The following is a 24,031-nucleotide window of genomic DNA, read 5'->3' on the forward strand; positions in this document are numbered from 1 at the left end:
GTATGGGGCTACCAACAAAATTTTGTTTTATTCTATTGGCTCTTTTCTCTGTGCCTTCTTATGCACTAACGCAGCAAGAGCTGAATACAAAAATCTGTCAGTATGTTCCCTCCGTTGCACAGACTAACAGCTATAATAATGGGGGAGTTTACAACGGTAGACTTGTACTTTCTGGAAATGCTCAGAATGTTATTCAAGTGCCCAAAGATGGACAAAAGCTTTCATTTGATAGTAATAGCGGTAACTTTCAGTGCGACTATCCAACAGACCCTAAGCAAACTTGTTTGATTGACAATACGATTACTTACCCTGGTTTCCCTTTCAATGTTCCCGCTTTTCCTGCATCAGGGAGTGATTTCGAGTGTAAGAGTACAAACTGTTCTTTATCTTCAGGGACATATAAAGACGTCAAGATAACAAAAAACAATGCAACTTTAACGCTTAACTCTGGAGTGTACTATTTTAATGAGCTGAACTTTGACGCTAATGGAGCCAAGTTAGAAGTTACTGGTCCGGTTGAAATTCACTTCAATAAAATCTTTTTTAAGCAGAATGGAATAGTTGTTAACAGCAATAATCCTGCGAATCAGGTTTTATTTATTGGTCATGGCGAAGACTCTTTTGTCAAAGTTGAAAAAAACAGTGCCACGATTAAAGCATATTTCTACATCAGTCATGAAGCAACCAGTGAGGGTGGCTTTGGTGTACTAAGTAACAACAATAGTTTTACAGGTGGCATAACGGCATACAATATTGAGGTATCAGGCAACAATAATACCTTCTCCCATTTTAGTGGCTTTTCTTGTGATTCCTCTAATAGCCCCGTTGCTTCTCTGGTAGTTGAACCGAATAATTTCCATTTAACCTGTCAAGACAATACTCAATTATACGTTGTACCATATGACAGCAATGGCAATCGCCTTTTTGACGTAGATGGAGAAAACGTAACCCTTTCAGAAGTATCTACAAACAAGCTCACTGTAACGAGCAATGGTTTTAATGCTAGTGAAGGGAGATATGAGTTTACTTTGGGGGATAAGTCAGACAATCAATATGAAGCTATCAGAATTAAAGCCTCACTCGATTCCGATAATAGTGTGTCTGCTACAAGTGATTTAATGTATGTCCCTTTTAAGTTTGAAGTGAATAACGGAAACGCTATTTCTCTAGTTGCTGGGTTGCAAGATACTAATATATCCGTGAAAACATTAGCTTGTGACAGTGCTGGGAAGCCAATTTCGATTAACTACAATAAAACTTTTACTGAGTCAGACATCAACGTTTCTTCATTTTCTCCCGCATCAGGTACTTATATTGGAAAGCTTAGCTTTAGTGCTCCAATCACTAATGGAGAAGCAGCAGCGACAATGCGGTTTGATGAAACTGGTACCCTCACTGGAGAATTTAGCGACAATATCAGCTGTGATGACCTAGGGGGAGGATTACAGGGGTGTCCTTCAGGAGGCAGTCAAGATATCGTTGGTACTTTTACTATACAGAGTCGTCCTTGGGCTTTTGCTGTATGTACTTCAGCGGAGACTTCCGGGACATCCTCATCTGGCCCTGCTTTTGTTGCGGCTGGTGGGGAGTTTGATGTTCAGGTTTACCCTATAGGTTATCAATCTGGAGTTACTATTGATAGTAGTGGTCGTTTAGTTAGTGATGATGTAGTTTGTTCAGTCCCCCCACTTTCCAACCCTTCTATTTCTAATTCACCTAGTTATACGGTTTCTTTAAGTCATGAGCTTGATAGCCCTATTGGAGGAAGCCTCGGAGTTATTACAAGTGATGATAGCCTGCAAAGAACTAACACTGTGGTAAACCCTGAACTGAAGCATGAATTAACGAAATTAAAATGGAGTGAGGTCGGTAGCATCAGCTTGATAGCCAATACTAGTAGCTCAGGCTATAGCGGCAGCATCATCGCAGGCCTTCGCAAAGTTGGGCGTTTCTATCCTGATTTCTTTAAAATAGACGAGAACGCGTGGAATGATCCGCTAGTAGGTGGGGGGCCGCAAAAACAAGCCTTTACATATATGAACCAAGCCTTTAGCAGCGTGACAGCTAAGGTCGGAGCGTACAATGTTCAAGGTACAGCGACTACAAATTATGGAGCGTTCTCGAGCTCTCTCCAGGCAGTCTTTCAGTTTGATAATCGAGATAGGCTGACCAATGCTGATACCGCTTCCTTAGCGACGAAATCTTCATATCAATCGAGCCAGTGGGTTTTAAGTAGTGATCAAATTGCTTGGAGCAAAAATGCTGACTTCACACCAGATGGACCATATAACTATCTTTCAGGCAGTACGCTTAATGTAAACCTAGAAGTTTCACCTTCTACGGTAAATGATCCTGTAAGGTTCAAGCTATCTGCTTCTGATACTAATCCTTCGTCAACTCAAGTCCTACCTGATGAGCAACCTCGCTTATTGTTTGGACGATATAACCTTGCCGATGTCGGTGGTGTGCAAGGTGAGTCAATCACTGTACCTTTGCAAGCTCAGTATTGGAATGGTAGTAGTTTCCAGACCAATGTTAATGATAGTTTTTCGACTTTTGATGGTACACACCATTGCAGCAATGTCATCTGGCCTAGTGTGGGAGCGACCAATGGCAATGTCACCTTAAATGAAAACGGTACATTAAGTTCTGGGGATTCACGAACCCTTGTTGCTCGTCAAACAACATCGGCAAGAGAGCAAGTGCAATTATGGCTTCGATTAGACAACAGTAGCCCTTCCGCAAATTGCAGTGGAACTAATAATGGTCAGACTTGGATGATGTATGATTGGAACCAAAATGGCACCGATGAGGAGAATCCCTCTACCGTAGTTACTTTTGGTATTTTCCGCGGCAATGATCGAGTGATTTTCCGCGGTGAATCTGGATTAACCGGCCAGTAATTTTTGTCATTTTTTTGCCTATCGTTAGGAATCTGTTAGAAATTGCGTGTTTCAGCCCATGTTTACACTTCAATGCCTTGCTGTGACGGCAAGGCATTGGTACATTTAGTGCAATTTTCTATCTTCTAATTCTTTCAGGACGAGCGAAGAATATGTTCAAAAAACTTCGTGGCATATTTTCTAATGACCTATCAATCGATTTAGGTACTGCCAACACACTTATCTACGTTAAAGGACAGGGTATCGTTCTTGACGAGCCTTCAGTAGTAGCCATCCGCCAAGACCGTAACCGCGCAGGTAAAAGCGTAGCCGCTGTTGGTCATGCTGCTAAACAAATGTTGGGTCGTACACCGGGGAACATCTCTGCTATCCGTCCAATGAAAGATGGCGTTATCGCTGACTTCTACGTGACTGAAAAAATGCTGCAGCATTTCATCAAGCAAGTACACGACAACAGCGTGCTAAAACCAAGCCCTCGCGTATTGGTTTGTGTTCCTTGTGGTTCTACTCAAGTTGAGCGCCGCGCAATTCGTGAATCTGCACTAGGCGCAGGCGCGCGTGAAGTTTACCTAATTGATGAGCCTATGGCGGCAGCAATTGGTGCAGGTTTACGCGTATCAGAGCCTACTGGTTCTATGGTAGTCGATATCGGTGGTGGTACTACTGAAGTTGCAGTTATCTCACTAAACGGCGTTGTTTACTCCTCTTCAGTTCGTATCGGCGGTGACCGCTTTGATGAAGCGATCATCAACTACGTTCGTCGTAACTACGGCAGCTTGATTGGTGAAGCGACAGCTGAAAAGATCAAACACGAGATTGGTTCTGCTTATCCAGGTGATGAAGTAGAAGAGATCGAAGTGCGTGGTCGTAACCTAGCAGAAGGTGTGCCGCGTAGCTTTAGCCTAAACTCAAACGAAATCCTAGAAGCGTTGCAAGAGCCACTAACAGGTATCGTATCTGCGGTAATGGTTGCATTAGAGCAATGTCCACCAGAGCTAGCGTCGGATATTTCAGAAAATGGTATGGTACTGACAGGTGGTGGTGCTCTACTTAAAGATCTTGATCGTCTACTAACAGAAGAAACAGGTATTCCTGTCGTTATTGCTGAAGATCCACTCACGTGTGTTGCTCGTGGTGGTGGTAAAGCGTTAGAGATGATCGACATGCATGGCGGCGATCTATTTAGCGAAGAGTAATTTGAATGATCTTGGCCTAGTGCCAAGATTGGCAAGATAAGGATCTCATATTCCATGAAGCCTATTTTTGGCCGAGGACCTTCACTACAGTTACGCCTGTTTTTTGCCGTTATTCTATCAGCCAGCCTTATGCTGGCTGATAGTCGTTTAGGTGCGTTTGCTCAAGTTCGTTACCTACTTAACAGTATGGTGGCACCTATTCAGTATTTGGCGGATGTCCCTCGCGTGATGTTTGATGGCGCTTATGAGCGTTTCAATATTCGTCAAGACTATATGGAAAGCACTCGCAAACTTAAACGTGAAGTGCTGCGTCTTAAAAACGACCTGCTACTGCTTGATCAATATCGCGAAGAAAACCAAAGATTGCGTAAGTTGCTCGGCTCTTCATTTATTCGCGATGAGCGCAAAGTCGTAACCGAAGTGATGGCGGTAGATACGTCACCTTATCGCCATCAAGTGGTGATCGATAAAGGTCAGATTGATGGCGTTTATGTTGGTCAACCTGTTGCAAACGAGAAGGGTATTGTTGGTCAAGTGACCTTTGTTTCGGCGCACAATAGTCGAGTGCTGCTGCTTACCGATAGCTTAAGTGCCATCCCGGTACAAGTGATCCGCAACGATATTCGAATCATCGCTTCCGGTACAGGTAAATCAGATCGAATCAACCTTGATCATATCCCGATCAGTTTAGATATCGAAGAAGGTGATCTACTGGTGACTTCCGGTCTCGGTGGTATCTATCCTGAAGGCTTCCCAGTTGCACACGTTTCAGAAGTAGAGCGTGATACCGCACGAGAATTTGCCGTTATAGAGGCAGAACCTGTGGTCGACTTTGAACGCTTACGATATCTACTACTTATCTGGCCGAATGATTCTCGTCAGGAGAAAATCCAGCAAGTGACACCAGAGAGTCTAGAGGAACAATAGAGATGGCAAATAGTGTACTAAAAGGAAAGTTTGTCATTGCTTGTTCGTTCTTAATCGCTTTGACTTTACAAACAATACCTTGGCCGGGAATGCTTGATTTGTTGCGTCCGTCATGGCTGCTATTAGTGACCTGTTACTGGGTGCTTGCATTGCCGCACCGAGTGAACGTTGGTTCGGCATTGATCTTGGGCTTGCTATGGGATCTACTGCTTGGCTCGACACTGGGTATCCGCGGCATGATGATGTCGATAGTGATTTACCTCGTTGCGCTCAACTTCCTCGTGATCCGCAACATGGCCTTGTGGCAACAAGCCATTTTGATTGGTGCGATGTCGATGTTACTCGACGTGCTTATCTTCTGTGGGGAGTATCTAATCCAAGATGTGACCTTTAATCCGGTCTCGCTGTGGAGTGGTTTGATTAACTGCATTCTATGGCCTTGGATGTTCCTATTAATGCGTCGTGTAAGACGTCACTGGCATATACGATAAAAATGACTAAACCATTGATTTTGGCTTCAGGCTCACCAAGACGTAAAGAGCTGCTTTCTCAACTTGGCTATACCTTTTCGGTGGTGAAAACCGATGTTGAAGAGTGTCGCCAATCTGGTGAGAACGCATTTGACTATGTTTCTCGCCTAGCTAAAGACAAAGCGATGGCAGTAGTCGAGCTTGAGCCAAATTCAGTGGTAATCGGGTCTGATACCATTGTGGTTTGCGATCAACAGGTATTGGAAAAGCCAGATGATTTAGCGCATGCTAAACAAATGCTAATGGCGCTCTCGGGCAGAGCGCATCAAGTGATGACAGCAGTGACTGTCGCCACAAAAGAAATTCAAGAAACTGTAGTGGTATCTACAGACGTATGGTTCAAGACCCTGTCAGAGCAAGAAATAGAACAATACTGGCACACGGGCGAACCTTGCGATAAGGCTGGTAGTTATGGAATTCAAGGATTGGGCGGACGATTTGTAACTCGCATTGAAGGCAGTTACTACGCAGTCGTTGGCTTACCTCTGTATGAAACTGACCAGCTCTTGCACAAATTCTTATAATTAAAATTTGAGGTACTCTTATGAGTGCAGAGTTGATTATCAACGTGACCCCGAGTGAAACTCGCGTGGCCATGATTGAAGGGGGAACCCTACAAGAGATCCATGTTGAACGTGAAGCAAAACGCGGAATTGTCGGGAATATTTATAAGGGTAAGGTCAGTCGAGTCTTACCGGGTATGCAGGCTGCTTTTGTCGATATCGGACTAGAAAAAGCAGCGTTTCTTCATGCGTCAGATATCGTTCCTCATACTGAGTGTGTGGCTGAAAATGAAAAGCAGCAGTTTCAGGTGCGCGATATTTCTGAGCTCGTTCGTCAGGGGCAAGATATTGTCGTTCAGGTGGTTAAAGATCCACTTGGCACAAAAGGCGCACGCCTGACAACCGATATCACTCTACCTTCTCGTTACCTTGTGTTTATGCCTGGTGCGAGCCATGTCGGCGTTTCGCAACGAATTGAAAGTGAGCAAGAGCGTAACCGTCTTAAAAAGGTGGTGGGTGAGTATTGTGACGAAAATGGTGGTTTCATTATTCGTACCGCTGCTGAAGGTGCAGACGAGAAAGAATTGTCACAAGATGCCGCTTTCTTAAAACGTTTGTGGTCAAAGGTGATTGAACGCCGCAGTAAATACAAAACCCGCGCTACTCTGTATGGTGAGCTAGGTTTGTCGCAACGTATCCTACGTGACTTTGTCGGCACCGAGCTAAACAAGATCCTTGTTGACTCACGTACCGAATTTGAAAACCTCAAAGAGTTCACCTCTGAATATGTTCCTGAACTAACAGAAAAGCTTGAGCTTTATGAAGGTGATAAACCTATCTTCGATATGTACGACACTGAGAACGAAATACAACGTTCTCTAGAGCGTAAAGTAGAGCTTAAATCTGGTGGGTATTTGATCATCGACCAAACCGAAGCAATGACGACTGTCGATATTAACACCGGAGCATTTGTTGGCAGACGTAACCTAGAAGAGACCATCTTCAATACCAACATTGAAGCGACTCAAGCGATTGCTCGCCAATTAAGGCTACGTAACCTTGGCGGTATTATCATCATCGACTTTATCGATATGGCTTCTGATGAGCACCGTGAGCGTGTACTTACTTCATTAGCAGCTGCCTTGGACAAAGATAGAGTTAAAACCAATATCAATGGCTTTACTCAACTTGGTTTAGTCGAGATGACACGTAAGCGTACCCGTGAAAGCATTGAACATATTCTTTGTTCGACTTGTCCAACTTGTGAAGGGCGAGGCAGTGTCAAAACGGTGGAATCAGTTTGCTACGAGATCTTGCGTGAGATTACGCGTGTTAATCGCGCCTATGACGCTGATAAGTTCGTTGTCTATGCATCTCCTGCAGTCGCAGAGACGCTACAAGGGGACGAATCTCATGCCCTCGCTGAACTTGAAGTGTTTATTGGCAAGCAGGTGAAAATCCAAGCTGAGCCACTCTATATTCAAGAGCAATTTGACGTTGTGATGATGTAAAGGTTGTTTGTGATTTCAACAGCGACTCGGCTTATTCGATTACTACTTTGGCTTACCGTTACAGCTTTGGTCATTCTGGCCATAGCGGTAACGGCGATGCGTATTGCGCTACCTCAACTCAACCACTTTCAGCCTCAAATCCAAAGCTGGATAAACCAAGGTACAGGGCTTGAATTTGAGGTTGCTGAAATTAAGGGCTTTTGGCGCAATACACACCCCTCACTGTCACTGCAACAGGTAAAAGCCAAGACGCCTGCAAGCAGTGGTATTCATTTTTCGGCCGATAAAGTTGAAGTTGAACTCGACCTTATTCAATCTTTACTGCAACAACAGCCCGTCGTAGCAGATCTCAATATCTATCAACTCAATCTAGATATCTCGTCGGTTGAGTGGATAAATACTGGCAGTGATGAAACCCCTAAGTTGCAGCCTCAGGGCGAACAGAAGGATGTAATGCAGCAGCTTGACCAACTGTTACTGCGTCAGCTTGATGGTTTCTCTTTAGCAGAGTCGAGAATACATTTCTTAGGTATTGATGGCACTAACCGCGAACTCGATATTAAAAAGTTACGTTGGCAAAACAATGGTCGTCATCACCTTGCAGATGGTGAAGTCAGTCTTGCCCATAGCAACTTGAATTCGGCGCAAGTAAAAGCGAATTTCATTGATCACGGCTCGTTGAAAGAAGTGAGCGGTGAGTTTTATCTCTCGGTGCAAAACGTTCTGATTACGCCGTGGCTGACCAAATTTATAAAAACTGAATCGGGTATCGATAAAGGCCAAATCAGCTTCAGTAGCTGGTTAACGTTAAAGCATAGCCAACCTACCAGCGCCTACTTGGAGTTTGATTCTTCAGAGCTAAGTTGGCAGGAAGGACAACAGCACGAGTTGTGGTTAGATTCGGGGGTTGTTGAGTTAGAGCCTTATAACGATGGCTGGCAAGTAAATGCTCACTCACTAAGCTTCACAACGGATGAGACTAAATGGCCAGCACTCGATATCGCCTTTGACTGGCAACCTGATGAGTGGCGTTTGAATGTCTCACAACTCGACATTGCAGCGATTACGCCTTTAGTAAAGCTGGCCCCAAATTCCAAGGAAACGACTGACTTCCTTAAATCGCTATCTATCGGTGGTTTGATTGAAGATATCAGAGTGTCTATGGGCTCTGAGTTAGATAGCTTGCAATACTCGGCAGAGCTTTCCCATGCCTCTATGACTCAATGGGAACTTCTACCGGGTCTAAATCATTTATCGGCGTCTGTGTCTGGTGATCTGCAACAAGCGAAAGCTAAAGTCACTTTAATTGACGACGTGCTTCCTTATGGTGATGTCTTCCAAGCGCCACTCAATATCAAGCAAGGCCAAGTAGATATTGTTTGGCAAAATAGTGAATCAGGTTGGAGCTTGTGGGCAGATAAAGTCACCGCAGCGACTCCCGACTTGCAAGTCTTGGGCGCTTTTAAGTTAGACTTCCCTAAAGACCAAAGCCCATTTTTATCCTTTTACGCAGAAGCCGATTTATATAATGCCGCTGAAACTTGGCGTTACTTACCAACTTTGGCGCTCGGCCGTGATCTAACCGACTACCTAAGTACTGCTATTCAAGGTGGTAAGGTGAATACGGCCAAACTGCTTTGGTATGGCGAGTTAGGCGATTTTCCTTACCACAATAACGACGGTATGTTCCAAGCGTGGGTGGGCTTAAAGCAAGCCAAGTTTAGCTTTGATACAGCTTGGCCACCTATTACCGATCTGCAGCTAGACCTGCTGTTCCAGAATGATGCCATGCACCTCGACTCACGCAGTGCTACCTTAATGGATGTTAAAGCTAAGCGCATTACTGGTCGAATTCCAGAGTTAGCGGAAGGCGGGCATATTGAAATTGAAGCGCAGGCAGTCGCACAAGGTAATGCGGTACGTGACTACATGACAGCCTCTCCTTTGGTTGATTCTGTTGGTGCTGCTCTGACGGCAGTGCAAGTCGACGGGCGAGTAGAGTCTAGCTTCCAGCTTAATATTCCATTTAGCGAAGATAAGGAAGCGAGAGCTTGGGGGTACGCGGATCTGAAAGACAACCATGTCACTATTGATGCTCCGCCAATGACACTAGAGAAAGTCTCGGGTCGAGTGGAATTTGACAATGACGTTGTCAGTGCCGCGGGTTTGTCCGCTGGACTGCTTAACCAGCCGGTATCGATTGACTTCCAAGGCGAAAATATCAATCAAGGTTATGGTGTCGCGATTGATGTTGTTGGCGATTGGGAAGTTGAACCTTTGATTCCATATTTAGGTAAGCAGTGGCTTGAACCTTTGAATGGCCACGCTCCTTGGAGTATGGATGTGGATATTCAGCTCAACGATGTTGGGTTCACCTATCAGATCAATACTGAAGCGGATCTTAAGTTTCTTGCGAGTGATTTTCCTGCACCACTAAATAAAGCTGCTGGAGTCTCTGGTAAGGCTCGCCTTGAAGCATCCGGTAACCAGGAAAGTATTACTGCTCGAGTACAGCTGCCGAACTTTAAATATCAAACCGAAATAGATATTCGACCTGATGTGCCTGTTCTAACCGATACTTACCTATTGTTAGGTAAAGGTAGCTTTAAGATCAGCCCAGTAGCCGGTCATCAAGCTAAAGTGGTGGTCGATGAGCTCGATTTGGATAAGTGGCTCGAGCGTTTCGCCGTTGAAGAAGGACCTTCTGAAGCCCTTGTTGCGCAGATGAACACGCCACAGATTCCATTGCCAACCCGAGTTGACCTTGATGCTAAAGAGCTCACGCTAGGTACAATTGACTGGAACGATGTCGATTTTAGTGCCAAGCGGAAGGGGCTTGGCTGGTACATGAACTTAGATAGTCAAGAAGCAAAAGGTGAAGCCAGCTATATTGAGCCGTATGATCTCTCGGTCTCTTTAGAACGTTTACACGTCTACATTCCTGCATTAGATAAGGAATACAAAGACAAGGGCATGTTTGAGCCAGAAAACAACGACGCGCCTCTGATCAGTCATTTTGAACGGACTTTCCATGAGCAGATTCCAAATATCACTTTAGCGATCAATGACTTTTGGCTACAAGGATACAAAGTCGGCAAAACTCATCTTGATTTACAACGTCAGGGCGAGAAGTTGGAATGGAAGAAACTGACATTTGAGAGCGGTGCAAACAAAGTCGATATAAAAGGCTGGTGGCGGATGAGTGAAACCGAAAGCCACACCAAATTCGATGTTGAAATGTCCGGTGAAAATAACAGTGATGTAATGGAACGCTTCGGTATTACATCAGGTATTCAGCGTGCGCCGTTTGAAATCAGTACTCAGCTTGAATGGGATGGATCTCCATGGTCTGGCAAGGTAGATACGCTTAATGGTGAAGTGTCGACTAAGCTAGGTAAGGGGATGATTTCTGATGTCAGCGGTGCTGCGCGTTTGCTTGGGATATTTAGCCTAGATTCGATTATCCGTAAGATGCAGCTCGATTTCAGTGACGTATTTGATAAAGGGATGGCGTTCAATTCAATTACAGGTAGTGGCTCAATCCGTAATGGTATTTTCTTAACTAACGATATCAAGATGGATGCGGTTGCTGGTGAGATGAATATCAAAGGGCTAGCTAACCTTAACTCTCGCACCGTGGATGCGGAAGTGAAGTTTACACCAGATATTACCTCGGGTATTCCGGTATTAACCGCCTTTGCGGTTACCCCGCAAACTGCGCTGTATGTCTTAGCGATTACTACCGTGATCTCTCCAGTGGTTGAAGTCTTTACTCAGGTTAATTATGAAGTGAAAGGGCCGCTTGATTCACCTGTGGTTAAAGAACTCTCACGCAGTAAAGGGGAGTTTAAACTCCCGGAATCTTTACGCGAATCGACTAAGTAAGGAATAAGGCTCATGGAACGAGTGGGAATAATTCAAATGACCTCTGGGCCAAATCCGAGTGAGAATTTGGCCTATATTCGTCAACAAGTGGCAAGCTTGGCTAAGCAGGGAGCAAAGTTTGTTGTTACGCCTGAAAACGCTTTAGTGTTCGGCAATCGTCAGGACTATCACCAAAATGCTGAGCCGATAGGTGACGGTGATTTGCAAGCTGCACTATCTGAGATTGCGCGAGAGAATACGGTTTGGTTGGTCATTGGCAGTATGCCTATTCAACGAGAACAAGGCGTTACGACAACCAGCTTGCTTTATTCGCCCGAAGGCAAGTTAGTGGCTGAGTATGACAAGCTGCATATGTTTGATGTTGATGTAGCTGATAGTCACAAACGCTATCGAGAGTCAGAAACCTTTACTCCGGGCTCGAGCGTGGTTTCTTATCCTGCACCATTCGCCCATATTGGCTTGAGTATCTGCTATGATGTACGTTTTCCAAGTTTGTATAGTGAGTTAGCTCGCTTAGGGGCAAACGTGATTCTCGTACCTGCCGCTTTTACAGCGGTGACGGGCAAGGCACATTGGGAAACCTTACTCCGGGCCCGTGCGATTGAAACTCAATCTTGGCTGATAGCCGTTAACCAAGTCGGGACTCATCCCTGCGGCAGAGAAACGTGGGGGCATTCTATGGTTATTTCTCCATGGGGAGAAGTGATCGCGAGTCTTGCCGATCAAGCAAGTAATTTATTGGTCGAAATCGACCTCAGCCAAGTACAAGAATTGAGAGCTGCGATGCCAGTGGGTCAGCATGCTCGATTCAGCAACCAGTTACAAAATTAAGAGCAAAGTATGACAATAAATCATGTAGAAGATGCGTTGCTAAAGCCAGCCGGACTTAGTGAACAAGATATTGCTGATACGCTAGCGAGTATTGCAACTCGCCAAATTGATTACGCAGATATCTACTTTCAGTCGAGCTGGCATGAATCTCTCGTGCTAGAAGATAGCATTATCAAAGATGGCTCTTTCAACATTGATCGCGGTGTGGGCGTTCGTGCTGTCACTGGAGAGAAAACCGGTTTTGCCTATTCAGACCAAATCCAACTTGAAGGTTTGACCCAAAGCGCTGTTGCCGCTCGCGGTATTGCTCAACAAGGTCAAAACGGTCAAGTACAGGCGTTTAAGCGTAGCGACAATCAAAGCTACTATGCTGCGGCTAACCCACTAGAGAGTTGGGAAAAAGAGCAGAAGACAAAACTGCTTAAAGAGCTTGATGCGTATATTCGTACCAAAGAACCATTGATTAAAGAAGTCTCCATCAGCTTAAGTGGTGTGCATGAGCAAATGCTTGTCGCGGCAACTGATGGCACTTATGCTGGCGATGTGCGCCCACTTGTGCGCTTGTCGATTAGCGTGCTTGCTCAAAAAGGTGACCGCCGTGAACGTGGTAGTTCTGGTGGCGGTGGTCGATTTGGTTACGACTTCTTCCTCACTGAAGAAGAGGGTGCCAAGGTCGCTTATCACTACGCAGACGAAGCGATCCGTATGGCACTAGTCAATTTGGAAGCGGATGCTGCACCTGCTGGCATGATGCCAGTGGTTCTCGGCTCTGGTTGGCCGGGAGTATTACTGCATGAAGCCGTCGGTCACGGTCTTGAAGGTGACTTTAACCGTAAAGAGTCTTCGGTATTTAGTGGAAAGGTCGGCGAGAAAGTAACGTCTGAGCTCTGTACTATTGTTGATGATGGTACATTGAAAGATCTGCGTGGTTCGTTAAACGTTGATGATGAAGGCGTCAATGGTCAATACAACACCTTGATTGAAAATGGTGTACTCAAAGGTTACATGCAGGACAAGCTCAATGCCCGTTTAATGGGTGTCAACCCAACGGGTAATGGTCGCCGTGAGTCTTACGCACATTTACCTATGCCTCGTATGACTAACACCTACATGTTGCCAGGTCAGCATACACCAGAAGAGATTATCTCAACGGTTAAGAAAGGCCTGTATGCGCCTAACTTTGGTGGTGGTCAGGTTGATATTACTTCAGGTAAGTTTGTGTTCTCAGCCTCTGAAGCTTATTTAATTGAAGACGGTAAGATCACTCGCCCAGTAAAAGGTGCGACACTGATTGGTTCTGGTATAGAAGCAATGCAGCAAGTCTCTATGGTCGGTAATGACCTTAGCATCGACCGCGGTGTCGGCGTGTGTGGTAAAGCAGGCCAAAGTGTCCCTGTCGGTGTTGGTCAGCCAACGCTCAAGCTCGACTCCATCACTGTAGGTGGTACGGAGTAGGAGAGGAAGGGAACGCTTTCGCTCCGAGAACGGACTCTGTCCTTCGAGAAGTCTTTGTGGATGAGTGGTCGAAAGTTGCTGGAAAGCTTAATTGGCCATAAAAAGAAGGGTTGACGCCATGCGCCAACCCTTTAATTTTTCTCGCTTCTCGCTTCTCGCTTCTCGCTTCTCGCTTCTCGCTTCTCGCTTCTCGCTTAAATCCCATCTCTTTCAATCGGACAACTCATACAACGAGCGCCACCGCGGCCGCGGCCTAGTTCATTACCTGGAATGGTAAGGACCTTGATGCCTGCTTGATCATACTTTTCATTGGTGTAGACATTACGTTCATAACCAATCACAACGCCTGGTTTCACGGTTAATACATTGTTGGCGTCATTCCATTGTTCACGCTCAGCTTCGTAGCTGTCGCCACCTGTGGTAATGATCTTAAGGTAATCCAAGCCCAATGCTTCTTCTATCGCATGGATGAAGCTTGGCACTTTCTCAACTTTCATATCACCATCGTCCTTCGGAGTCAGGCGCCAAGTGTTGAGGTCTTTACGCATGATCTCTGGATAGACGGAGAAGGTATCAATATCCATATGGGTCATAACGGTGTCCAAGTGCATGCATGAACGGTGCTTAGGCAGTTCAATAGCGATCACTTGCTTAGCTTGACCATGTTTAAACAGACTAGCTGCTAGGTTCTCAACCCCTTGCGCAGTGGTACGCTCTGACATACCGACAAGAACAGCTCCTTTACCGATAACTAGTACGTCACCGCCCTCAATATTGGCGTTGTCGTAGTGCAGGTCTTCATCACCGAAGTACTTAATGAAATCTTGGCCTGCAAATACTGGGTGCCAACGGTAGATAGCGCGTAAGTGATTAGTTTCACGTTGACGTGCAGGTTTCATCATTGGGTTGAGTGACACACCACCATATACCCAACAAGACGTGTCGCGGGTAAAGAGGTGGTTAGGAAGAGGTTCAATCACGAAATCTAATGGACGATGCATACGTGGCAGCATTGACGATGATTGAATCGGCAGCTCTGAATACGCCAAACCGCCAAGCAATACGGTTGCTAGATGCTCGTTGTCCATTTCAGACAGATAATGGCGTAGGTCTTTGGCAAAGGTCGGGCCGTAACGGAAATCTGAAATCTGGGTGTTAAGGAGCCAAGTCTTTGCTTCATCAACAGCAAGAGTTTCAACAAGTAGGTCGTGAAGTAACAGAACTTCGACGTCTTGGCTACGTAAGGTTTCGGCAAACTTGTCGTGCTCTTCACCCGCAGCTTCAACCGCTAACACATCGTCAAACAAAAGTTCATGACAGTTCGATGGGGTTAAGTGGGTGAGTGCTCGCTCTGGACGATTTAATAGTACACGTCTAAGTTGACCAACTTCTGAGCCTACATACAACTTACTCATTTTGTATCCTTACAATTAGTTCCAGAGCGTATTTATGACAAGTTTGTTATAAAGATGCAAGCGGCTAATACAGATTGGTTTGCTGCTTTTATGTGTTATTGTAGTGAAATACCCCTAAATTTTGAGTTTTGGTGCTATTTTATAACTTAACTGTTCGGTTCAATGATATGCGTTGCTATGCGATTCTTAATGGCTAAAAAGAGTGCTCGTTTTTTGTGAACCAGAGCATAGCTATGCACAATTGGGAGTTGATAAGGATTATTGCTACCTATTTATGCATTTCACCTATCATCGAGTCTATGCAGTGGGCTGATATAAAAACGCAGTGAATTGTACTTTTGTGGTGGTATTAAGAACTGAGAGAAAACTCTGAATCCTCGTTATGATAAAAATTTGTTAATTTCTCTTGTTGTGAGATGGATCTTATTTGATCACGGTTGAAGTGATGCAGAAAGATCAGGTTCAAGACATATTCTGGGTAGTAATTTCTCTGGATCCATGCGATATTTCGTCGCGGTAAATTATGATCAACTTTGTCACTATCTGGAGCACAAAATATGTCTCACGAAGATGAATATCTGTCTGTTGAAGAGTTAATTGAGATTCAAAAGGAAGAGACTCGCGAAATCATCCAAGCCTTATTAGAAGACGGCAGTGATCCAGATGCGCTATACGAAATTGAGCACCATCTGTTCGCTGAAGACTTCAACACGCTAGAGAAAGCTGTTGTTGAAGCATTCAAGATGGGCTTCGAAGTACTTGAAGCAGAAGAGACAGAAGATGAAGATGGCAAGAAGCTGCTTTGCTGTGATGCAACGATGGAGTCTGCATTAAACCCTGAAGCAATCGATGCTCAAGTAGAAAAGCTTGTTCACCTTGCGGAAAAGTTCGACATTATTTATGACGGCTGGGGTACATACTATGAAGGTGAAGACGCCCTATACCCAGAAGAAGATGATGAAGAGTAAGTAAGCTTCTTCTTAAAGCGAATTTCTAAATACCAGCCAATCGGCTGGTATTTTTGTTTAGTCTCATGCGACTTATATCTTTTCCTATCGAGTTAGCATTATAATCAGGCAACTTTGATCTAGGACAAGATTTAGCTCTATGGAACTCTCTCTCGCAGGCCTTTGGCAAGTGTCACCTTTGACCGATTTATCTATCCCTCAAGATGATATTACTTTTCCTGCCCCTTTAAGTCAGGTACTGCCTGATTCCTTATCTGAATCTGAAATTGTTGCACAAGAATGGCATCTAATGCATGACATTGAGGTTGATGAAGCCATGCTGGCTTTTCCATCCGTTGATCTGATCATGTCTGGTGTCGATTATCATGCTGAAGTTCGTATTAACGGTGTTGCGGTATTCGATTGCGATCAGACTCAATCTGAATATAAGAAAGATATCCGCCCATATCTGCAGATGGGGCGAAATCGTTTTGAAGTTCTCTTTCTGCAGGAAGATGAAGATTGGTTACTCGGTGAAGAAGAGAGCCAAGAACTTTGTCAGCTAGGCACGCCTGAATATCGCAAGCATGATGAAAGACTGGGTATCTGGCATACTCCACGACTTCAGTTTATTCGCAATGTTCGCCTTGAGCACGTGACCACTGAGCAAATTTGGCATCACGGCGGTGGTTGTGAGTTCTTGGTTGATTTGCACTACAAGACTTACTCTCCTGGCTTGGTTTCCGCATCGGTTAAGTTTAATGGAATGACCTATCATCTACCCATTGATGTTCGGGATAACCATACGAGTGCACTGTTTCAGATTGAAGCACCTATCTATGCCGATAACGAAAACCCTAAGCTCGAAGATTTGTACTTACTTGAGGTGACTCTCGATGGGCAAACCCAACGTTTTCACATTGGGTTGAGTAAAGACATGTGTGTATCTCACTATCCGCTTTAAGCGTGAGCACAGCCCCAGTGCTGAGTATCCTGCTGACTGCGTAGCCAAACCTTTTCGTGAAAATAGTAGGCAACGGTATTAATTGAAGGCTCGATGGCTGCCATGATGCCACCAACAAATGCATCGCCAGTCATCATATAAACCACCCCAAATGCAACGCTGAAGTGAACAACGGCAAAGCTAGTGGTTTTGATTTTTGCAGAGCGAGATAAATTGGACAGTAACTTGCTCTTTGACCAGACGCGCTCATGAATGTAGAACGCGACCGTGTTGACTGATGGTTCAATCATAGCGATAAGGCTACCAATCAGAATATCACCAGTCAGTAGGTAGGCGACTGTAAATGCAATCGTAAAATGAATGGCTGCGAATGTGATTGTTTTCTTCATCTTGATAACCCGTGTAATGTCTTGCGATAGGGTTATTATTGAGAATTATTCTTAATAAGTGAAATGGCTTGTTTCAATACAATTAATAGTCAATACCTATTAAAAAGGCGCTCATCGAGCGCCTTTTTACTAAGTATTTATTTTATGAGCCTTGTGGCTTGACGACTAAGACATTAATCGGTGAATTCTGTACCACTTTACTGGCAACCGAACCAAGTACGACTTTATCAATCTTAGAACGCTTATGGCTAGGCATCACAATCAGATCTGCCCCCAGCTTTTCAGCGAAGTCTAAAATGGTCGAGTAAGGTTTACCTTCCGCTACATGGACTTTATACACTACATCTTCATCGATATGCTTAACCGCAAAGTCTTTCAATTGACTTTCGACATCGGCTTTCATTTTTAGCGCCGCGTCTTTTGGGAAATAGGTTGCGACCATCGACATATGAATGCCAGGCAGCACATTAAGTAAGTGTACTTCAGCATTGGAGTGCTTAGCATGCCAAACGGCTAACTCGACCGCTTTATCTGAGAAACCTTTGTCATTGAGGTCGACTGGAACAAGAATTTGCTTATACATTGTAATTTCTCTATTTCGTCACCTGTTACTACTGACAACAGGCGATGTTAATGCATCCTTAGTTTAAGTGTAGCCCCACATACCATGCGGGGCTGACTAAGTTACGCGCTCATCTGTTCCTTTCGAGCTCGTCGTTTCTGGTTGAGACCAAGGCCAATTAAGATGAGTAGAGCCGGGACAAATACCCACTCTTTCATTGGTCGATCCGCTTCTACAACTACTGAGCGAATTTCCCAGTCAAAATCAACACCTGCTGACTCGGCAGGGCTACCAAACTCAACCATGTCGACCAACATACGGCCATTGGCATTGTTGAGCATTAGACCCATCGAAGAAATACGCTCTTCGGCTGTTGTTGCTTTATCTTCAAACGGCAGACGAACCGTTTTAGAGATGTAGTCACCTTCTAGGTTTTCACCGGCAACAAGCAGCTCAATCTCTTCACCAACTTTGAGTCCTTCTGTGATCTGTGCGATCTCGGTTCCCGGGTAAAGTACTTTGGCAGGGTAGATTTGATCCCACCAGAACCCTGGACGGAAGAAGGTAAAGGTCAACGCAAGCAGTAGAACTGTTTCCCACCATTTGTTCTTGGTAAACCACCAACCTTGCGTTGCAGCAGAGAATATCAGCATTGCAATCACGGAAGATATGATCGTGAGCAACAAATGCCACCATGAATCGATACCCATCAACAATAGCTGAGTATTGAAGATGAACATGAATGGCAAGATCGCGGTTCGAATATCGTAGGTGAAACCTTGAATACCAGTTCTGATCGGATCTGACTTAGCAATTGCTGCAGCGGCAAAGGCAGCAAGACCTACCGGCGGCGTGTCATCAGCTAGGATACCGAAGTAGAACACGAATAGGTGGACGGCAATGAGCGGGATGATCAAACCACTTTGCGCGCCTAAGGTGACAATAACCGGAGCCATCAGAGTCGATACAACAATATAGTTCGCTGTCGTAGGTAGACCCATGCCCAAAATTAGGCTGATCACGGCTGTAAACAGAAGCATTAGAATGATGTTACCGCCGGAGATGAACTCGACGAAGTCCGTCATCACCAAGCCAATACCCGTTAGTGTCACGACACCCACAACCGTACCTGCAGCCGCTGTCGCGACACCGATACCGATCATGTTGCGTGCGCCTGAGACAAGGCTTTCTAGCAGATCAACAAAGCCTTCTTTGGTTTGCTCGGCAATAGAGCCTTGCTTTGACATTACTGCCATTAGAGGGCGTTGAGTGATCAAGATAAAGATCATGAATACCGTTGCCCAGAAAGCAGATAGGCCAGGAGAGAAACGCTCTACTGTCAAACACCAAACGAGAACCACAATTGGCAGTAGGTAGTGTAAACCCGACTTAATCGTTGGACCTGGATCTGGCACTTCAGTCAATTCTGCATCAATTTCAATTGCGCCCTCTTTGGCGTACCTAGCAGAGATATTGACTAGGCCAACATAAGCTAACAGCAAGGCGACAGTCACAATTGGAGTAGCTGCGTCACCGAATACGTCTTTAGTCCAGCCGACACCGTAGTAAACCACGGCACTGATCACACACAAGCCAAGAATAGTGCCGGTAAATGAAAGTAAGCTAGCAAGCAGGGTTGGGTTATGACGACGAGGAAGACCAGTCATACCCGCTTTACACGCTTCCAAGTGGACAATGTAGATCAGAGCGATGTACGAGATTAGAGCTGGAAGAATCGCAGCCTTAATTACCTCTACATACGAGATACCGACATATTCCACCATTAGGAAAGCAGCCGCGCCCATGATAGGTGGCGTTAGCTGACCGTTGGTTGAAGCGGCAACTTCTACTGCACCTGCTTTCGTTCCTGGGAAACCAACTCGTTTCATTAGGGGAATAGTGAAAGTACCCGTCGTCACAACGTTAGCGATTGAAGAGCCAGACACTAACCCTGATAGACCAGAAGCGACAACGGCAGCTTTGGCAGGGCCGCCTTTCATATGACCAAGTAACGAGAAAGCGACTTTAATAAAATAAGCACCCGCACCAGCACGCTCTAGCATAGCGCCGAACAAAACAAATAAGAAAACAAATGAAGTGGATACACCTAGCGCAACACCGAAGACACCTTCGGTAGTTAGCCATAGGTGAGACATTGCTTTGTTAAGGCTCGCGCCTTTGTGAGCAATAACGTCTGGCATGTATGGGCCGCCAAAGGTGTACAGCAAGAAGACCGCTGCGACTACCATTAGCGGTGGACCGAGCGCACGACGTGTCGCTTCAAGGAGTAACACCATGCCTATCACGGCAACAACAATATCGAGCGTCGTTGGGGCGCCAGAACGACCCGCTAGCTCGGTATAGAAAATATAGATATAAGCAGCAGAAAAACTACCTGCCAAGGCAAGCAACCAATCTATAGCTGGAATGCGATCTCGTGGAGAGTTTTTCATCGCTGGGTAAGCTGTAAACGCTAGGAATACCGCAAACATCAGGTGAATTGAACGCGCTTCAGTATCGTTGAGTACGCCAAAATTAAAAATGAACGGCAGAGGGGATGCGTACCAAAGTTGGAACAGTGACCAACATAGCGGCACAAACCATAAGATGCGACCAGAAAGCCCTTGCGGGGCACGTGCACCTGTATCGGATTGAGCTACCATTTCTTGCACATCTTGAGACGGAGCTGTTGTCTTCGACATGTACTTAATCCTTATTATAAATGGTCCGTATATTTATGATTATGAGAACCTTTATTTAGCATCTTTCAGTGTAGTGAAAAGATGAAATATTGCTCAGTTGTGTGATTTTCTTAGGTATAAAACGAGGGTGAGTTTCAAGAGTGTGAAACTCAAAATTTGAACGCAACGGCTTAGTCGCTGCAACTACGAACCAAGGAGGCTATCGCCTCCTTGGTAAAGAGAGTTTACTTAAGTAGACCGATCTCTTTGTAGTACTTCTCTGCACCTGGGTGTAGAGGGATAGAAAGACCAGCTTTCACCATGTCTTCTTTCTTCAAGTTTGCAAACGCTGGGTGTAGGCGCTTGAACGTATCGAAGTTTTCAAATACAGATTTAGCAACGTTGTAAGCAACTTCATCAGATACGTCTGTCGTTGTTACCATAGTTGCAGCAACACCAAAGCTGTTTACGTCTTTGTCTGTACCACGGTACATGCCCGCAGGTACTGTGCTGTATGCGTAGTAAGGGTTGTTTGCAACGATTTCATCGATCTTCGCACCAGTTGCTGAAACTAGTTTAGCGTCACATGAAGTTGTTGCTTCTTTGATAGATCCATTCGGATGGCCAACTACGTAAACAAACGCATCAATCTTGTTGTCACAAAGTGCTTGTGAACGCTCAGAACCTTTCAGCTCAGAAGCCAGTTTGAAGTCGTCGTTCGTCCAACCCATAGCTTCCATCACAACGCCCATTGTTGCGCGGTCACCAGAACCTGGGTTGCCGATGTTTACACGTTTACCTTTTAGGTCAGAAACGTTTTCAATACCAGCGTCGCTGCGCGCGATGATGTTGAACGGTTCTGTGTGTAGAGAGAACATTGCACGTAGCTCTTTGTACGGGCCTTGCTCAGCAAACTTACTTGTACCGTTGTAACCGTGGTACTGCCAGTCAGACTGAACGATACCGAAGTCTAGTTCACCTGCACGGATAGTGTTCACGTTGTAGATCGAACCACCAGTCGACTCTACAGAACAACGAATATTGTGTTCTTTACGGCCTTTGTTAACTAGCTTACAAATTGCACCACCAGTTGGGTAGTAAACACCAGTTACAGAACCAGTACCAATAGTGATGAATTCTTGAGCGTTAACTGCGCCAGCGCCCATTACAGCAGCTGCAATCGCACCAACTTTAATAAGTTTGTTCAATGCCATGAATTTCCCTTCCTTATTCATTATTAACCCCTAGCAAGTGTAGTTGCTTTGGGCGTTTCCTATTACTGGAAACGGCATCTTTTTCAATCCGTATGTTGAAAAAGTGGCTGAATAATAGCAAAAAATTGGCACATAATTACACGGATGTTAAAGAATATAGACAATATGCCTGAATATTAACCTGATGTATCTGGAATATTTCCAGGTTAAAGTTCTTTAAAATCATTGGCTTATATTGAGTGGTTAACTAAGGTATGATTTTTTTAAGATGTGATCTCAATCACGCCGCGAATTTGGCGGCGTGATTTGTATTCTGCCGTTTTATATGAAACTAACCTGTGTACTCAAATAGGTCACAAACTGAGGCAAATAGCTGCTCGGTGGTGATCGACAGAGTTGGGGTGATGAAGATGGTATCGTCACCGGCAACCACACCTAGAATACCTTCGGCTTTACCCAATGAGTCAAGTAGGCGTGCAATTAACTGCGCGGCACCCGGGCCGGTATGAATCACGACTAATGCTTTGTTGTGGTCGATGTCTAAAACAAGTTCACGAAGTGAGCTCGAAACAGTTGGTACGCCTAGCTCAGCAGGAAGACAGTAAACCATCTCCATTTTTGCGTTGCGAGTACGTACTGCACCGAACTTGGTCAGCATACGTGATACTTTCGATTGGTTGATGTTCTCAAACCCTTCGTTTTTAAGAGCTTCCACAATGTCGCCTTGGGAGCCAAAACGTTCTTCTTTTAGCAGGGCTTTGAAAGCACGAACGAGGTTATCTTGTTTTTCAGAATGGCGCATGGTTCTCTTTCTATGTTGGTTTTTATAAAAAGCAAGTGAATATTCTCGCATAGCTATGCAAATAGTGCCAATGTGAAGCCTGATTTCTGTCTAGTCTATCACTGTAAATCTGGCAGAAATTATTGACAGAAAACTTGCTTAAACCTTTGTCATTACAGGTGAAGGAGAACATAATGGCGCCCTTGTGTGTGGCACGTTTTTGTCGGATTGCGCAAGGTCGCAAAGCTGACGTTAATTGATTGTAATCAGGTTGTGATTACTATAGTTTGACCTAGTTGATTACAAATCGCTCTACAAAACATATATAAGAGAATCGTCTCAAGGAGAACTACGATGAAAGTAGCCGTTATTGGTGCCGCTGGTGGCATCGGTCAAGCCCTAGCCCTTTTACTAAAAAACCGTCTTCCAGCTGGTTCAGATCTAGCACTGTATGACATCGCACCTGTTACACCAGGTGTCGCTGCTGATCTAAGCCATATCCCAACGCCAGTATCAATCAAAGGTTACGCAGGTGAAGATCCAACACCGGCACTAGAAGGTGCTGACGTTGTGCTTATCTCTGCGGGTGTTGCTCGTAAACCAGGTATGGATCGTGCTGATCTGTTCAACGTAAATGCGGGTATCGTTAAATCTCTTGCGCAAAGAATTGCCGATGTATGTCCTAAAGCGCTCGTGGGAATCATCACTAACCCTGTAAACACGACTGTGCCAATTGCTGCTGAAGTTCTTAAGCAAGCGGGTGTTTATGACAAGCGTCGTCTATTTGGTGTAACCACTCTAGACGTTATCCGCTCTGAAACTTTCGTTGCTGACCTAAAAGACAAAGATCCAGGTGACGTTCGCGTTCCTGTTATCGGTGGCCACTCGGGCGTAACTATCCTACCTCTACTTTCTCAAGTTGAAGGTGTTGAGTTCACTGATGAAGAAGTTGCAGCACTGACTAAGCGTATTCAAAACGCGGGCACTGAAGTTGTTGAAGCGAAAGCTGGCGGTGGTAGTGCAACACTATCTATGGGCCAAGCAGCTTGTCGTTTCGGTCTTGCTCTTGTTAAAGCACTTCAAGGTGAAGACGTGATTGAGTACGCTTACGTTGAAGGCGACGGTGAGCACGCACCATTCTTCGCTCAGCCAGTGAAGCTAGGTAAAGAAGGTGTTGAAGAAGTACTAAGCTACGGTGAACTAAGTGACTTTGAAAAGTCTGCACTAGATGGCATGCTAGAAACACTGAATGGTGATATCCAAACAGGTGTTGATTTCGTTAAGTAATCAAACCTAAGCTGAATTTGAGAGCCGACTTTTCTAAGTCGGCTTTTTTG

At 45.0% G+C, this 24,031-nt stretch carries 18 protein-coding genes; 12 read left to right on the forward strand and 6 right to left on the reverse strand.

The window, feature by feature from the left end:
- The first annotated feature begins 2 nt into the window (after nucleotides 1-2).
- From AC6R00_RS11605 to tldD, 9 genes are all read left to right on the forward strand, one after another.
- The gene (locus AC6R00_RS11605) at nucleotides 3-2,903 is read left to right on the forward strand and encodes a hypothetical protein (protein WP_500640509.1); all 2,901 of its coding nucleotides are present in this window, start codon (nucleotides 3-5) and stop codon (nucleotides 2,901-2,903) included.
- Nucleotides 2,904-3,055: 152 nt separating this feature from the next.
- Nucleotides 3,056-4,099, forward strand: a complete 1,044-nt coding sequence (locus tag AC6R00_RS11610) for a rod shape-determining protein (protein WP_004747218.1) — start codon at nucleotides 3,056-3,058, stop codon at nucleotides 4,097-4,099.
- A 54-nt stretch (nucleotides 4,100-4,153) separates the two neighbouring features.
- Nucleotides 4,154-5,026, forward strand: coding sequence for a rod shape-determining protein MreC (gene mreC / locus AC6R00_RS11615; RefSeq protein ID WP_500640510.1), 873 nt, complete (start codon nucleotides 4,154-4,156; stop codon nucleotides 5,024-5,026).
- A gap of 2 nt (nucleotides 5,027-5,028) precedes the next feature.
- A complete protein-coding gene (gene mreD / locus AC6R00_RS11620; RefSeq protein ID WP_486787251.1) occupies nucleotides 5,029-5,517 on the forward strand; it encodes a rod shape-determining protein MreD in 489 nt (162 codons plus the stop codon).
- 2 nt (nucleotides 5,518-5,519) lie between these two features.
- The gene (locus AC6R00_RS11625) at nucleotides 5,520-6,080 is read left to right on the forward strand and encodes a Maf family protein (RefSeq protein WP_500640511.1); all 561 of its coding nucleotides are present in this window, start codon (nucleotides 5,520-5,522) and stop codon (nucleotides 6,078-6,080) included.
- 20 nt (nucleotides 6,081-6,100) lie between these two features.
- Nucleotides 6,101-7,570, forward strand: a complete 1,470-nt coding sequence (gene rng / locus AC6R00_RS11630; RefSeq protein WP_004747224.1) for a ribonuclease G — start codon at nucleotides 6,101-6,103, stop codon at nucleotides 7,568-7,570.
- A 9-nt stretch (nucleotides 7,571-7,579) separates the two neighbouring features.
- Complete coding sequence (locus AC6R00_RS11635) at nucleotides 7,580-11,455, forward strand: YhdP family protein (protein ID WP_500640512.1); 3,876 nt, start codon at nucleotides 7,580-7,582, stop codon at nucleotides 11,453-11,455.
- A gap of 12 nt (nucleotides 11,456-11,467) precedes the next feature.
- A complete protein-coding gene (locus tag AC6R00_RS11640; protein ID WP_500640513.1) occupies nucleotides 11,468-12,286 on the forward strand; it encodes a carbon-nitrogen hydrolase family protein in 819 nt (272 codons plus the stop codon).
- 9 nt (nucleotides 12,287-12,295) lie between these two features.
- Nucleotides 12,296-13,741, forward strand: a complete 1,446-nt coding sequence (gene tldD, locus AC6R00_RS11645; RefSeq protein WP_500640514.1) for a metalloprotease TldD — start codon at nucleotides 12,296-12,298, stop codon at nucleotides 13,739-13,741.
- 194 nt (nucleotides 13,742-13,935) lie between these two features.
- On the opposite strand, the gene arcA is transcribed toward tldD, so the two are convergent.
- The gene (gene arcA / locus AC6R00_RS11650; RefSeq protein ID WP_171324952.1) at nucleotides 13,936-15,156 is read right to left on the reverse strand and encodes an arginine deiminase; all 1,221 of its coding nucleotides are present in this window, start codon (nucleotides 15,154-15,156) and stop codon (nucleotides 13,936-13,938) included.
- A gap of 557 nt (nucleotides 15,157-15,713) precedes the next feature.
- Between arcA and rraB the strand changes: the two genes are divergently transcribed.
- Together rraB and AC6R00_RS11660 are read left to right on the forward strand one after the other, a co-directional pair.
- Nucleotides 15,714-16,124, forward strand: coding sequence for a ribonuclease E inhibitor RraB (rraB, locus tag AC6R00_RS11655; RefSeq protein WP_004747235.1), 411 nt, complete (start codon nucleotides 15,714-15,716; stop codon nucleotides 16,122-16,124).
- Nucleotides 16,125-16,263: 139 nt separating this feature from the next.
- Entirely contained in the window at nucleotides 16,264-17,067 is an 804-nt protein-coding gene (locus AC6R00_RS11660) for a glycosyl hydrolase 2 galactose-binding domain-containing protein (protein WP_500640515.1), read from the forward strand.
- Here AC6R00_RS11660 and AC6R00_RS11665 read toward each other — a convergent pair.
- The 5 genes from AC6R00_RS11665 to argR all read right to left on the reverse strand — a co-directional run bounded on the left by AC6R00_RS11665 (nucleotide 17,064) and on the right by argR (nucleotide 22,715).
- Nucleotides 17,064-17,456 (reverse strand): DUF2061 domain-containing protein, encoded by a 393-nt coding sequence (locus AC6R00_RS11665; RefSeq protein ID WP_500640516.1) that lies wholly within the window; start codon nucleotides 17,454-17,456, stop codon nucleotides 17,064-17,066. The two genes, AC6R00_RS11660 and AC6R00_RS11665, sit on opposite strands and share 4 nt — an antisense overlap.
- Nucleotides 17,457-17,598: 142 nt before the next feature.
- On the reverse strand, nucleotides 17,599-18,039 hold the full coding sequence (locus AC6R00_RS11670; protein ID WP_004747240.1) for a universal stress protein: 441 nt from the start codon (nucleotides 18,037-18,039) through the stop codon (nucleotides 17,599-17,601).
- A gap of 101 nt (nucleotides 18,040-18,140) precedes the next feature.
- Nucleotides 18,141-20,720, reverse strand: coding sequence for a TRAP transporter permease (locus AC6R00_RS11675; protein WP_239853042.1), 2,580 nt, complete (start codon nucleotides 20,718-20,720; stop codon nucleotides 18,141-18,143).
- A gap of 224 nt (nucleotides 20,721-20,944) precedes the next feature.
- Entirely contained in the window at nucleotides 20,945-21,913 is a 969-nt protein-coding gene (locus tag AC6R00_RS11680) for a TAXI family TRAP transporter solute-binding subunit (protein ID WP_171324963.1), read from the reverse strand.
- Nucleotides 21,914-22,244: 331 nt separating this feature from the next.
- Nucleotides 22,245-22,715, reverse strand: a complete 471-nt coding sequence (argR, locus tag AC6R00_RS11685; protein WP_500640517.1) for a transcriptional regulator ArgR — start codon at nucleotides 22,713-22,715, stop codon at nucleotides 22,245-22,247.
- Between the two features lie 333 nt (nucleotides 22,716-23,048).
- Between argR and mdh the strand changes: the two genes are divergently transcribed.
- Nucleotides 23,049-23,981: a malate dehydrogenase gene (gene mdh / locus AC6R00_RS11690; RefSeq protein ID WP_004747247.1), complete on the forward strand. Its 933-nt coding sequence runs from the start codon at nucleotides 23,049-23,051 to the stop codon at nucleotides 23,979-23,981.
- Nucleotides 23,982-24,031 lie beyond the last annotated feature (50 nt).

It is taken from the genome of Vibrio sp. R10-SF1-ISO8, assembly GCF_059833805.1.